The sequence below is a fragment of the Arthrobacter sp. Soil764 genome (assembly GCF_001428075.1).
Taxonomy (GTDB): domain Bacteria; phylum Actinomycetota; class Actinomycetes; order Actinomycetales; family Micrococcaceae; genus Arthrobacter.
This window is the reverse complement of record NZ_LMSI01000023.1, coordinates 37,325-49,276: the sequence shown is the minus strand read 5'-3', so window position 1 is coordinate 49,276 and position 11,952 is coordinate 37,325. Positions and strand designations below refer to the sequence as shown.

9 protein-coding genes are annotated in these 11,952 nt (G+C 68.2%); 2 read left to right on the top strand and 7 right to left on the bottom strand.

The features are described from left to right. Positions 1–28: 28 nt before the first annotated feature. From ASG86_RS16980 to ASG86_RS16960, 5 genes are all read right to left on the bottom strand, one after another. Positions 29–913 carry an ABC transporter permease gene (locus ASG86_RS16980; RefSeq protein ID WP_082566828.1) on the bottom strand — a complete coding sequence of 295 codons (885 nt, stop codon included), beginning with the start codon at positions 911–913 and terminating at the stop codon, positions 29–31. After that, the gene (locus ASG86_RS16975) at positions 903–1,892 is read right to left on the bottom strand and encodes an ABC transporter ATP-binding protein (protein ID WP_235565217.1); all 990 of its coding nucleotides are present in this window, start codon (positions 1,890–1,892) and stop codon (positions 903–905) included. Before ASG86_RS16975 ends, ASG86_RS16980 begins: the two co-directional genes overlap by 11 nt. A 45-nt stretch (positions 1,893–1,937) precedes the next feature. Then, a complete protein-coding gene (locus ASG86_RS16970) occupies positions 1,938–3,041 on the bottom strand; it encodes a LolA family protein (protein ID WP_056337466.1) in 1,104 nt (367 codons plus the stop codon). 87 nt (positions 3,042–3,128) lie between these two features. Beyond that, positions 3,129–6,017: a PEP/pyruvate-binding domain-containing protein gene (locus tag ASG86_RS16965; protein ID WP_056337039.1), complete on the bottom strand. Its 2,889-nt coding sequence runs from the start codon at positions 6,015–6,017 to the stop codon at positions 3,129–3,131. A 64-nt stretch (positions 6,018–6,081) separates the two neighbouring features. Beyond that, positions 6,082–7,122, bottom strand: coding sequence for a universal stress protein (locus ASG86_RS16960; protein WP_056337036.1), 1,041 nt, complete (start codon positions 7,120–7,122; stop codon positions 6,082–6,084). A 427-nt stretch (positions 7,123–7,549) separates the two neighbouring features. Between ASG86_RS16960 and ASG86_RS16955 the strand changes: the two genes are divergently transcribed. Beyond that, positions 7,550–8,188 (top strand): NAD(P)-binding protein, encoded by a 639-nt coding sequence (locus ASG86_RS16955; RefSeq protein ID WP_056337034.1) that lies wholly within the window; start codon positions 7,550–7,552, stop codon positions 8,186–8,188. A 55-nt stretch (positions 8,189–8,243) separates the two neighbouring features. On the opposite strand, the gene ASG86_RS16950 is transcribed toward ASG86_RS16955, so the two are convergent. Further along, complete coding sequence (locus tag ASG86_RS16950) at positions 8,244–8,897, bottom strand: copper resistance CopC family protein (protein ID WP_056337031.1); 654 nt, start codon at positions 8,895–8,897, stop codon at positions 8,244–8,246. A gap of 111 nt (positions 8,898–9,008) precedes the next feature. On the opposite strand from ASG86_RS16950, the gene ASG86_RS16945 reads away from it, so the two are divergent. Continuing rightward, a complete protein-coding gene (locus tag ASG86_RS16945; protein WP_056337028.1) occupies positions 9,009–10,448 on the top strand; it encodes an NCS2 family permease in 1,440 nt (479 codons plus the stop codon). Between the two features lie 55 nt (positions 10,449–10,503). On the opposite strand, the gene ASG86_RS16940 is transcribed toward ASG86_RS16945, so the two are convergent. Next, entirely contained in the window at positions 10,504–11,808 is a 1,305-nt protein-coding gene (locus ASG86_RS16940) for a cation:proton antiporter (protein ID WP_056337025.1), read from the bottom strand. Between the last annotated feature and the right edge of the window lie 144 nt (positions 11,809–11,952).

Below are 11,952 nucleotides of genomic sequence, written 5' to 3'. Positions count from 1 at the left end.
AAGGGCCTAACTTTTCGCGCCGCCGTCGTCAGCTCAAAATGTCCTTGGTGACGAACCGGCCGTAGGCGAGCGCCCCGAACACTGCCACGTAGCCGGCCTGCAGGATGGCGTTGCTGGCAAAGGAATCCCACGCCAGTGGCTGGCGCAGCATGTCCCCGAAACCAAGCCAGTAGTGGCTGAAGAGCCACGGATGCAGCCACTCCAGCTGCGGCAGCTGGTCCGCGACCTGGGATACCACTGAAACCACCACCGTGGCGGCCATCGCTCCCACCGGCACCACGGTGAGGGTGGACAGAAACAGCCCGATGGCCGAGAGCCCGGCGAGTGACACAGCCAGGTAGGCAGCGATCAGCACTATGCGCAGGGCGGCTTCGGAGGGCTGGACCACCCCGCCGGAGAGCAGCGTCACGGGACCTACCGGGAAAAGGGCCGCGCCGATTGCTGCGCCCGCAAGGCCAACGGTCAAGGGCGCCACGATGCAGAAGGCCAGCGCGCCCGCGTATTTGACCAGGAGGAGCCGCACCCGCCCGGCCGGTGCCACCAGGAGGTAGCGCAGGGTTCCCAGGCTTGCCTCCCCGGCGATGGTGTCGCCCGCAACCACACCTACCGTGAGTGGCATGAACAACGGCACGGAAACCAGCATGGCGGTGAAGGCCACGAACAGGCCGTTCTGGGTGATCCGGTCAAGGAAGGCTGGTCCGCGCCCGGGCGGGACCGCGGACGAGACCTTCACCGCAACGGCAATCAGGACCGGGATGGCGGCGAGCGCCAGGAGCAGCGCCCACGTCCGCCGCCGGCCGAACAGGACCCTGAGTTCCGACGCCAGGAGGGACAACCCCGAACTGCGTGGCGCTGCAGCCGGGAGGGCAGTCCCGGCAGTATTCGGAATGTCCGCGGGCACACTACTGGGCAACGTCGAATCCTTCCCCCGTCAGGGCAACAAAGCGGTCCTCGAGGCTTTCACGCTCGACGGCGAATCCACGGACGCGGACGCCGGCCTGGACCAGGTGCGCCACGACGTCCTCGGGAAGCACTGCCGGGGACGGGGCGCCACTTGGCAGCGCCGCCAGGATTGTCCCGCCATCCGGTTGTGCCGGTTCACCCTGCCCGGGTTCAGCCTGGGGAGGGTCCGGTACCATCCCCAGCCCCGCCAGGACCTGGCGGGCTGCGCCGGCGTCGGGCGTCACCAGTCGGAGGCGGGTGCTCCCGGCCTGCCGCAGCTCGGCAAGGGGCCCCTGCGCCACGAGCTTCCCGGCGCTCATGACGGCAGCGTGGGTGCACATCTGGTCCACTTCGGCCAGCAGGTGGCTGGACACAAAAACGGTGGTGCCCTCATGCGCCAGCGACCGCACCAGGTTGCGGACTTCCCGGGTGCCTTGCGGGTCCAGCCCGTTGGTGGGCTCATCCAGGACCAGCAGGTCCCGTGGCGAGAGCAACGCGTTGGCAATGCCCAGCCGCTGCTTCATTCCAAGGGAGTATGCGTGCACCCGCTTGCCGGCGGCATGCTCCAGGCCCACGCGCTCCAGCGCCTGCTGCACCCGCCTTCTGCGCGTGGCGGGGATGGTGTGGGGGCTTGCGCTGTCGAGCCGGTGCAGGTTGGCGGTGCCGGACAGAAAGGGATAGAAGGCGGGTCCTTCCACCAGCGCGCCCACGCGCGGCAGCACGTCATGGAGCTTGCCGGGCATTTCCTGTCCGAGCAGGTTCACCGTTCCCTCGGATGCGGCAGCCAGGCCGAGCAGCATGCGGATGGTGGTGGTCTTGCCGGAGCCGTTGGGCCCCAGGAAACCGAAGACAGTTCCGTGCGGGACGGCAAGGTCCACATGGTCGACGGCGGCCTGCCGGCCAAAGTGCTTGCTGAGCCCGCGCGTCTCGATCGCCAGGCCGGAGTTCACCGGGCCGGGCCCCGTCCCGCCACCACTCCCCCGTCGGTCCACCACTTACTGGGCCGCTGCTGCTGCGGCCTGCAGCCTCTCCGGCGGCACCATTCCGGCGAAGATCCGTCCGTCGTCCGTGACCAGGACGTTGAGCAGGGCGGTGGAGAGCAGCCGGCCGCCGGGGACGGCGACGGCGGCCTGGGACAGCAGCGGGTCTTGCAGCAATGAGTCAGCTGCCGCAGCGGACCCACGGGCTGTGCCCAGCACGGTCTCCCAGCCAGTGCCGGTCACAGACACGTCCTTCCTGGCGTCTGGATGCATGCCGCCTGGGCTGTGCACATCCGGGGCGTCACGGGGCTTGTCCGGAACGGGAAGTTCCTTGACCGTGCTGCCCGGGGGCGGGGTGAAGTTGAAGACGGACTGGTCCGGAGCGTCCAGCGAGAGGCTGGTGAACCCGGAGCGGAACGCGGGAGTGTCCGCCCCGCGTGCGGTCACCTGGAGGGAAAGCGGCATTCCGTTTTCACCGTCGACGGCGATGGCCACCTTGCCTACCAGGGTCGCGTCGGTGCGCGGTTCAATGAGCAGGTTGTAAGCGGCGCGTCCGGCAACGGAAACGTCCGGTCCCACCGAAACGGCGGTGGTGGGGTCAACCTTGGCCAGGAATTTTTGCGCGAGTTCTGCCGGCGTCGGCGTTACGCCCGCCATGTGGTGGTCCTTGGACAGCGACGGGTCCTGGGCATGCTCCGGCAGGGTCACGTGGGCGGCTGTGTTGTCTTTGGATGAATAGAACCAGACGTCGCTGCCGTGGCGGACAACGTCCCGTTCGGCCAGTTGGTCCATCACCTGCACGCGGGCATTGTCCTTGCCGTCCAGGTAAACGCGCGCGGTGTGCTTGCCTGACAACAACTCAATGACGGAGGCGGCGCTCCCGGCAGCGGCGGGAGCGGATGGCTTGCCGGTGGCCGGCAGCCCGGGAAGTCCCAACTCAGCGGACTGTTCCACCGTCCCGGAGAACGAGTGCACCTGGTGGCTTGCCGCCAGTTCCAGGACCTGCGCGGGCGTCTTGGCCGGGAGCGGGTTGCTGGCACCGGCCGGAAGGGAGCCGGCCAGGGCGCCGGCAGCGATCACCAGCGGGGCCGCGACGGCGGGCAGCCACCGCAGCCACATCCGGCGGCCGTCCGTGACGTTCCGCCATGACCGTTTTTCCTGCGATCGTCCGCTGGAATCCAGCGTGTTGGAGCCCATAGGTAAAGACTACGCCGGTGCAGGTGGATGGGGGCCACCCGCAGCGCCCCCGTCCTGCACCGCGGGCCCTGGTGGCTCCGGCACCACGGTGCCCGCACCGCCGTCGACCGTTATCTTTTGGCCCGTGCTGATCAGGCCGGTGGCATCTGCGACCCCGACCACCGCGGGGATCCCGTATTCCCTGGCCACCACGGCACCGTGTGAATTGGCGCCGCCCATCTCCATCACCAGTCCTCCCGCCGTCAGGAAGAGCGGTGTCCAACCGGGGTCCGTTGACGGGGCTACCAGGATTTCACCCGGCTCAAGGCGGGCTCCGACCGGATCCAGGATGACGCGTGCCGCAGCAGTCACGGTTCCTGCCGAGGCAGGGCTGCCGGTGAGCGTACCTTCAGCCGAGATCCCGACGCCGGTCCGCACCGCTTCGGGTTCGGTCCCGTCCGAGAGCAGCACCCGGGGAATGTGCCGGCGCCTGAGCTCCTGGGCGTAATCCTGCCGGCGGCTAGCCACAAGCGCCCGGAAGTCCTGGACGGCCACTCCATTGGCCGCGGCGGTCCCGGACAATGGGACCCCGGACAATGCCTTCCTGGCTTCGGCAAAGTCCAGGAAGAACACGTCGTCCTGACGTTCGATGGTTCCGGCCTGCGCCAGCTCACTGCCCACCAGCAGCAGTTCCCGGCGGACTTCCGCAAGGCCTGCAACCAGCTGGTACTTTGGCAGCTCGCGCAGGCCGGCCAGCAGCCGTGCCCGGTGCAGCGCGGCACGCACCAGCCTTCCCCTGATCCGGCCGCGGGCGGCGGCGCGGGCAACGAGCAGGTCCACCTGCGCTTCCGCGTCTTCGATGGCCTTGCTGAACTGGGCATCGGGCGCCAGGGCAGGGTCCTCCAGCCGAAGGTAGTTGGCAAGGATTCCCAGGATGTGTGCCGGTTCCTCCGACCACCGCGGCAGGCCGACATCAATTTCAGCCACCGCGCGGTGTCCGTATCTGTCCAGGAACCGGGCCAGGCCTGCGTCGAGGCGAGGCGGCAGTTGCCCGGCCTGGAACGCGGCCGCCAGGACGTTGGGGTCACCCGTCATCAGCGCGTCACGTGATTCACGGTCTTCCCGGATTTCCCTGGCAAGATGCCACAGTTCCAGGTCCATTTCGGTGGTGACGTTGTTGGGCAGGCCACGGATCACGGGCTGCAGTTCGTCCCAGGCATTTCCGCCCAGCAGCTTCCCCGCAACGCCGAGCATCGCAAAACCCACGGCGGGGAGGGGAAGAATGGCCGGAACAATCGGGAACAGGCGCCGCCGCAGGAGCAACTCGACGTGGTCAAGGCGTGCCACCGCGCCCTCACCGCCGCCGAAATGCAGCGACGCCTCGAAGTCCTGCGTGAAGCGGTCCAGCCGCCGGAGGGCTGCCGCCGGCCGGAACAGCGCCCGGAGGAAGGTGCCGGGAACCTTGGCGCGGGCGGCGGCGGGGGCAACGTGACGCAGCAGCCCGAAGGGGCTCTTCGTGATCACCGAAAAAGCGGGGTCCTCGAACAGCTGCCGCATGACCGTCGCGGTCCGGGCTTCCATGATGTCGAAAACCCGGGGAACCAGCCAGCGGCCCGCCGTGCTGCGGATGGGAGTGGTGAAGTCGACGTAGATCCGCTGCCCGGCTTCCGCGTAGGGGGATGGCCCGCCCCGGGGATCAGGAACCGGGAAGCCGGCAGCTGTTGCTATGGAGGAGGCGATGAGGCGCACCGCCGCGAGGCCCATGGGGGTAAGCGGCCGGGTAAGCCCCTGGGCCAGGCTGAAGCAGAGATAGGCCCTGGTCCCCCGGGTGGCGGACCGGCCCTCAGGGATCCTGCCGGCGGCGCCGTTGCTCCTGGGGACCGGGTACAAAGTGGTGATCGGCCTGGACTGCGTGAGCCACATGCCCCCGGAACGGTCGATGGCCCACTCCGTGTCCTGGGGGGCGCCGAAATGATCCTCGGCCTGCAGGCCGAGACGTGCCAGACCTGCAATGTGCCAGTCCGTCAGGCAGGCAGCGCCAGTGGCCGAGGAAACATTCCGGGTCTGCGTCCCGCCACCGGGCAGGGGCCGTACCTCTACGCCCTTGTCGCCCAGCGTCCGCTCCAGGACCTTGCCGCTCAGGGCATCCACCACGAAGTGGTCCGGATTGACGGCGCCTGAGACAACAGCCTCACCCAGGCCCGGGCTGGCATCGATGACGATCTGCCGCCTGCGGCCGGTCAGGGGGTTCGCCGTGAACATGACGCCGGCCGCATCAGCGTCCACCATCCGCTGGACCACCACCGCGAGCGCCACGCCTGCGGGGTCGATCCCGAGGCTTGCCCGGTAGGCGGTTGCCCGGTCCGTCCACAGCGACGCCCAGCAATTGCGGACGGCTTCGAGCAGGGCGGGTACGCCGATGACGTTGAGGTAGGTGTCCTGCTGGCCGGCGAAGCTGGCGAACGGCAGGTCTTCCGCGGTGGCCGAGGATCTGACCGCCACCGGAACATCAGGGCCGAGGGCCGCGTAGGCCTCTTCCACCGCCTGCGAAACGGCCGCCGGAATCGGCGTTGCCCGGATCGCGGCACGTGCCGCTCCAGCCAGCCCGGCTATGTCGGGCGGTTCCGCAGCCCTGGTCTGTGCTGCGTCCCGTCGTGCGGCCGGCGCTGATTCCACGAACGCCGCATGGACCGCGGCCAGCGCGGGAGGCAGGGATCCGGGGACGCCGAGTGCCTGCCGGTAGGCGTCGGTGGTGAGGCAGAAACCGTCCGGGACCGGCAGTCCGGCGGACAACAGCTCTCCGAGGTTGGCCGCCTTGCCGCCTGCCAGGGGCAGCATTCCGGCATTGAGCCGGCGCAGATCCAGGACCAGTCCGGCGTCCGTGCCGGTGCCGGCTGTCCGCAACCCTGCCTGCTCCATGTTCCAGATCCCTTATCCGAGGGGCCGGTATTCCGGTGGTGCCTTGCTGCCGGGCCGGTGCCGGCTAGGCGGCGTCGCCCAGGATGGGACCGAACCGCGCACGGTCCGCCAGGCGGGGGTCCTCCCGGTCCGGGACCACCATCACCGGTCCCTTGGCGTGGTGGAGCACCCCGTCCGATGTTGAGCCCAGGAGCATTCCGGTGAAGCCGCCGCGGCCGCGGGTACCCACCACCACCAGCTCCACGTGCCGGCTTTCCTCCACGAGCACGTCCACCGGCGAACCGTCCTTGAGTTCGTAGCCGGCCTGCAGGTGCGGGTAGTGGCTGCGGAGCCACGCCATGCCGGCTTCCAGGGTGACCCGGATATCGTCAAACAACGCTTTCCGGTCCATGGGTGCGGGAACCCACGCCAGGGAACCGCTGTACTGGGGGACGGCGCAGATCACGCGGAGCGAGGCACCGAGCCGTTCGGCCTGGTCGGCTGCTTCCAGGACCGCAACACGTGCCTGCTCGGAGCCATCGACGCCGACCACCACCACGTTCTCCACGGGCCTGTGCCCGGACTTGGCCTGCTCTGCCTTGACGCGGCGGTCCTCCGTGCTTTCGCCCAGCCGGTCGGAGCAGAACAACGGGACCGTCACCGTGGGGCATTTTGCATGGGCCGGCAGGGCGCTGCTGACGGATCCCAGGAGGCGGCCCACGAAGCCGCCGCGGCCGCGGGTGCCCACCACCAGGAGTTCGGCGGTTTTGGAGATTTCCAGCAGCACTCCTGCGGCGTCGCCGTTCTCCACCGCGGAACTGACGTCGATGTCGTAGGCGGAAACCTTTTCCATGGCCTGCTTGGCGATGGCTTCGGCACCCTCACGGATGACGGAATCGTCCACCGTGGCATAGCCTCCGTCCAGTCCGGAAGCGGCGAAGATCGGCACGGAATAGGCGGTGACGATATGGAGCGGACGACGACGGCGCTGGGCTTCCCGTGCGGCCCACACCAAGGCGCACTGGCCATGGTCCGAACCGTCGACGCCCACCACGATGCCGTGCGGAGCGGCAGAAGCACCACCACCGTCCCGGGCCGGGTCCGGGTGCAACTCTCGTGAGCCCATGGGGGCCGCCTCCTCGCGATACGCCTGATGTTGCGGCTATTCTGCCAGAAAACGGACCGCCCGCCGCGCATCCAGGTCTCCAGCGGTGCGGGCAGGAAAAGGGCCGTTCCCGTTTCCCACTATTCTCCGTCCCCCAAGGCTTAGCAAGCCTGTTCAGGGGCGGTAAGGCGGGGTTATCCACAGGCCCTCGCGGGCGGTCCGGAAAGCGCCTTCACGTTAGCGGGAATGTTTTCTTCATTGGGCTATCCACGGCCGCATTTGTTCTGTAGTCTTCAGGACATTGTTGGTCCGGGACGCCAACTGCAATTTGCTGCGTGGACTGTCCCGGCCATGCGCTGCGGCCGTACTTGGGGTAACGGGACGCGGGCCGGCGAGGATGCCGGCACCTGCCGAAAGCTTCGAAGGAGGGAAGACTGTGGTGTCAAGCATGCCCGGGGATGCCGGGACCGAACAGACCACCACTGTGGTCATTGGCACCGGCCTGTCCGGGCTGGCCGTCGCCGCAGAGCTGCGCCGCCGCGGCGTGGACGCCATCGTGGTGGACGGACTGGACATCCTCGGCGCCCGCCAGCCCGCAAACACCTCCTCGCTGCAGCGCTGCGATGCCGCGGACAGCGACACTCTCCGGGAGCGCAACGAGATCCTGCGCCACCTGCGCAACTACGCGGCAAGCCACAGCGTGGATGTCCGGAATACAACCCGGGCGGTCCAGCTGACCATGCTGGAAGGCCCCGCGCATGGCGCCGCTCCGCAGTGGCAGGTGCACACACCCACCGGCATCCTGGTGGCCGACCACATCGTCCTGACCAGGTGCGCGCACAGCCAGCTGCGGCGCATGCTCAGTGACTTCGGGATTGCCGTTGGCCGGAACGTGGCAGCGGCCATGCGTGCCATCGGCATCTACCTGGTGGGGGTGGGCGAGCTGATTACGCCGTCCCCCAAGGAGGTACTGCGCCAGGCCAAGACGGTGGGCCAGGCCATCTCCGCCAAGGTCAACCCGGACAGCGGACCTTCATCCGGCGGCGCCTTCCCGGCAACGGGAAGCTTTGCGGTGCTGACCTGCTGACGGCCTTCCCGGTGCCCGCCGCCAGGCTGGACCCGTCCGGACCTGCCGCCCGGGGCTACCCCCGGCTGTCCTCGGCGCTGTTCCCGTCATCCCCTGCGTCCCCGTCGCCGGTGAGCCGGCGCCGGGCCATCACGCCGAGGGCCACCAGCAGCCCCACGGCGACGACTGCAAAAAGCAGAATGCTCCACTGGAAGGGCTCGCCGGCATTGGCAGGCCCGGATGGTTCCTCCGTTACCCCGGGCTGTGCCGTTCCCATCCCTGGAACCGCGCCCGCCGCCGTCGGGCTTCCCGTTGCGGACGTTCCGGACGCCGGGGCGGCGCCTGACGCCGCAGTGAAGGTGAACGTGCCCTCGATGGGGTGGGAGTCCGAGCCCACCACGCGCCACGCCACGGTGTACTTCCCTGCCGGGGCGCCCGGCCGCAGCTTTTGCGTTGCCACGTTGTCCGCAATCCGCGCCGCCCCTTCCGCCCATTCGGTGCCGCCGGCGTCCTTGACAGAGAATGATGAGCCGATGCCCAGCGGCTTGTTGCTGAAGGTTACGGAAACCTCGGCGGGCGGGGCCGCCAGTGCAGCACCCTGGGCGGGACTGGTGGACTCCGCGGCATCATGGGCGGAGGCCGGCCCGGCAAGGCCCAACAGTGCGGCCGCGAGGACCAGGGCAAGGAAACCGGGCACAAGGCCCGGCAACGGGCGGCGGACTTGGCGCATGGTGGGGCTGCTCCTGGTGTTGGCTTCCTTACAGACTAGGCGCATTTGCAGGCCCACTCCCTGCCGCACCCTTAGGATGCAGGTATTCCCACACACTTCCCCGGAGGACTAATGCTTAAGCAAGGCTCTGCCCTGGACCGGTATTTCAGGGTCACCGAGCGCGGTTCCAACCTTTCCCGTGAGATCCGGGGCGGGTTCGCCACGTTCTTCGCCATGAGCTACATCGTGGTACTGAACCCACTGATCCTGTCCGGTCCGGATTCGAATGGCACCACGCTGGGCTTCACCGCGGTGGCCGCTGTCACCGCGTTGGTGGCGGGCATCCTGACCATCCTCATGGGCGCCTGGGGCCGGCACCCCTTTGCTTTGGCCACCGGCCTGGGCGTGAATGCCTTCGTGGCTGTCACTGTAGCCACAAACCCGGGCCTCACCTGGCCGGACATGATGGGCCTGGTGGTTCTCTCCGGCGTCACCATGCTGATCCTGGTCCTCACCGGTTTCCGCACCGCCGTCTTCAAGGCGGTACCGGACGGCCTCAAGACGGCGATCGTGGTGGGCATCGGCCTGTTCATCGCCCTGATCGGTCTGGTCAATGCCGGGTTCGTGCGGCGCATCCCTGACGTTGCAGGCACCACGGTGCCCGTCGGGCTGGGCTTTGAAGGCAAGCTGCTGGGCTGGCCCACGGCCGTTTTCGTTTTCGGCCTGATCCTGACCATCGCCCTGGTGGTACGCAAGGTCAAGGGCGCCATCCTGATCGGCATCATCACCTCCACCGTGCTGTCCGTGATCCTTGAGCTGACCCTGCACATCGGGCCCAGCTTCGACGGCAAGAACTTCAACCCCCAGGGCTGGTCCCTGGTGGCACCGGCATTCTCCGGCTGGGCCGCCCCTGACCTCTCACTGATCGGCAAGGCCAACCCCTTCGGCGCCTTCGAGCACCTCGGCTTCGTGGCCGCAACACTGCTGGCCTTCGTGATCCTGCTCAGCATTTTCTTCGACGCCATGGGCACCATGGTGGGCCTGGCCAACGAAGCCGGCACGGTGGACGAGCACGGCAACATTCCCGACGTCGACCGCGTGCTCCAGGTGGACGCGCTCGGCGCCATCATCGGCGGCGGCGCTTCCGTCTCCTCCAACCAGATCTACGTCGAAGCCGGCGCCGGCATCGGCGAAGGCGCCCGCACCGGCGTCGCCTCGATCGTCACCGGCCTGCTGTTCCTGGTGGCCATGTTCTTCACCCCGCTGATCAACCTGGTGCCCTTCGAGGCCGTGGCCCCGGCCCTGGTGGTGGTTGGCTTCATGATGGTGTCCCAGGTGGGCAAGATCGACTGGCAGGACTGGGGCATCGCCATCCCGGCGTTCCTGACGTTCACCCTGATGCCGTTCACCTACTCCATCGCCAACGGCCTGGGTGCAGGCTTCATCGCCTACGTGCTGATCCGCACCGTCCAAGGCCGCGTCAGGGACATCCACCCGCTGATGTGGGCCGTTGCAGCTGCGTTCGCGCTGTTCTTCGCCATCGGCCCCATCGAGGCCGCACTGGGCATGTAACTCCCAAGGTATGGACACAGGGCTGGTGCGGCAGATGCCGCGCCAGCCCTTTTGTTTACACCGGCGTGTTCGGTGCCAGCCCCTCATCGCCGGACACCGCCAGGGCCTTCCTTTGGCGCAGCCGGTCCAGCCGGTTCATCAGCGGCGAAGTGGTGGCGCCATGGATCACGATGGACAGCGCCACCACCAGCCCAATGAAGGACCAGAGCCAGTGTGCCTGGTCCCCGAAACTACCTTCGCCCAGCGCGTAGGCCAGGTAGTACAGCGACCCGATTCCGCGGATGCCGAAAAATGAGAGTGCCACGCGTTCCCGCGGGCCGGTCTTGCCGCCCAGCAGGCCCAGCCAGCCGGCCAGCGGCCGGACCACCAGCAGGAAGGCCAGTGCCACCAGCACCTCCGTCCAGCCGATCCCAGCGAGCAGCCCGCGGGCGATGGCGCCGCCGAGCAGGACCAGGATCACCACGGTCAGGAGCCGTTCCAGCTGCTCCACGTAGGAGTGGAGCACCCGGTGGTAGCCGTGGGTGCGTTCAGCGGCCCGGATGGTCACGGCGCAGACAAACACCGCAATGAACCCGTAGCCCTGCACCATCTCCGTCAGTCCGTAGGCCAGGAACGTTGCCGCCAGGGCCACGAAACCTTCGGAATGGTTGGACAATCTGAGGCTTTCCGCCCGGGCGGAGAAGAACACCCGGGCGAGCAGCTTGCCGGTGAGGAAACCCGCCAGGAGCCCGATGGCCAGCCGCCACAGGACGTCCGTCCCGAACCATTCGCCGAACCAGGCGGACGGGTTTGCCCCGGCGATGCTGATGGCAATGGCCAGGTACACGAACGGGAACGCCAGGCCGTCATTGAGTCCGGCTTCGGAGGTGAGGCCGAACCGGACTTCATCTTCCTTGTCGGTGTATTCGTCCTGGTCCGCGGGTTCGCCCACCTGGACTTCGGACGCCAGGACGGGGTCGGTGGGGGCAAGGCTGGCGCCTACCAACAACGCCGCGCCCAGCCCCAGGCCCAGGAACCACATGCCCAGCAGGGTCAGGGCAAGGATGCACAGCGGCATGGCGACGCCCAGGAGCCGCCATGTGGTGGACCATCGCTTGCGTCCCACCGGGCGGTCCAGGGCCAGTCCGGCGCCCATCAGCGAGATGATCACGCAGATCTCCGCGAGGTGCATGACGAAGTCGCCGTGTTCCACCGGGTCCGGGTCCGGCAGCGAGGGAATCAGCGCGAACGCTCCCATGCCGGCGCCCAGGAAGACCATGGGCATGGACAAGGGCATATCGCGCAGCAGCTTCGGCAGGACCGCGGCGATGAAGACGGCCAGGCCGGCGGCGGCAAAAAGGATGTCTGGGGCTTCGAACATGGGGAAAAGGCTCTCCAGCCTGGAATGGTGGCGTGGATCCGGAAGCGGACACACCACGCTTCGATGGGGCGGACTGCTCTCACCATATCCCCTGGACCCCGCATCTCCCCGGCGCACGGGTTCTTGGATCCCGGACAGGACGAC

Excerpts from the sequence above, each read along its gene's own strand:
- ASG86_RS16960 (WP_056337036.1), bottom strand. The coding sequence starts at position 7,122 with ATGGGCTCACGAGAGTTGCACCCGGACCCGGCCCGGGACGGTGGTGGT.
- ASG86_RS16970 (WP_056337466.1), bottom strand. The coding sequence starts at position 3,041 with ATGTGGCTGCGGTGGCTGCCCGCCGTCGCGGCCCCGCTGGTGATCGCT.
- ASG86_RS16950 (WP_056337031.1), bottom strand. The coding sequence starts at position 8,897 with ATGCGCCAAGTCCGCCGCCCGTTGCCGGGCCTTGTGCCCGGTTTCCTT.
- ASG86_RS16940 (WP_056337025.1), bottom strand. The coding sequence starts at position 11,808 with ATGTTCGAAGCCCCAGACATCCTTTTTGCCGCCGCCGGCCTGGCCGTC.
- ASG86_RS16955 (WP_056337034.1), top strand. The coding sequence starts at position 7,550 with ATGCCCGGGGATGCCGGGACCGAACAGACCACCACTGTGGTCATTGGC.
- ASG86_RS16945 (WP_056337028.1), top strand. The coding sequence starts at position 9,009 with ATGCTTAAGCAAGGCTCTGCCCTGGACCGGTATTTCAGGGTCACCGAG.
- ASG86_RS16965 (WP_056337039.1), bottom strand. The coding sequence starts at position 6,017 with ATGGAGCAGGCAGGGTTGCGGACAGCCGGCACCGGCACGGACGCCGGA.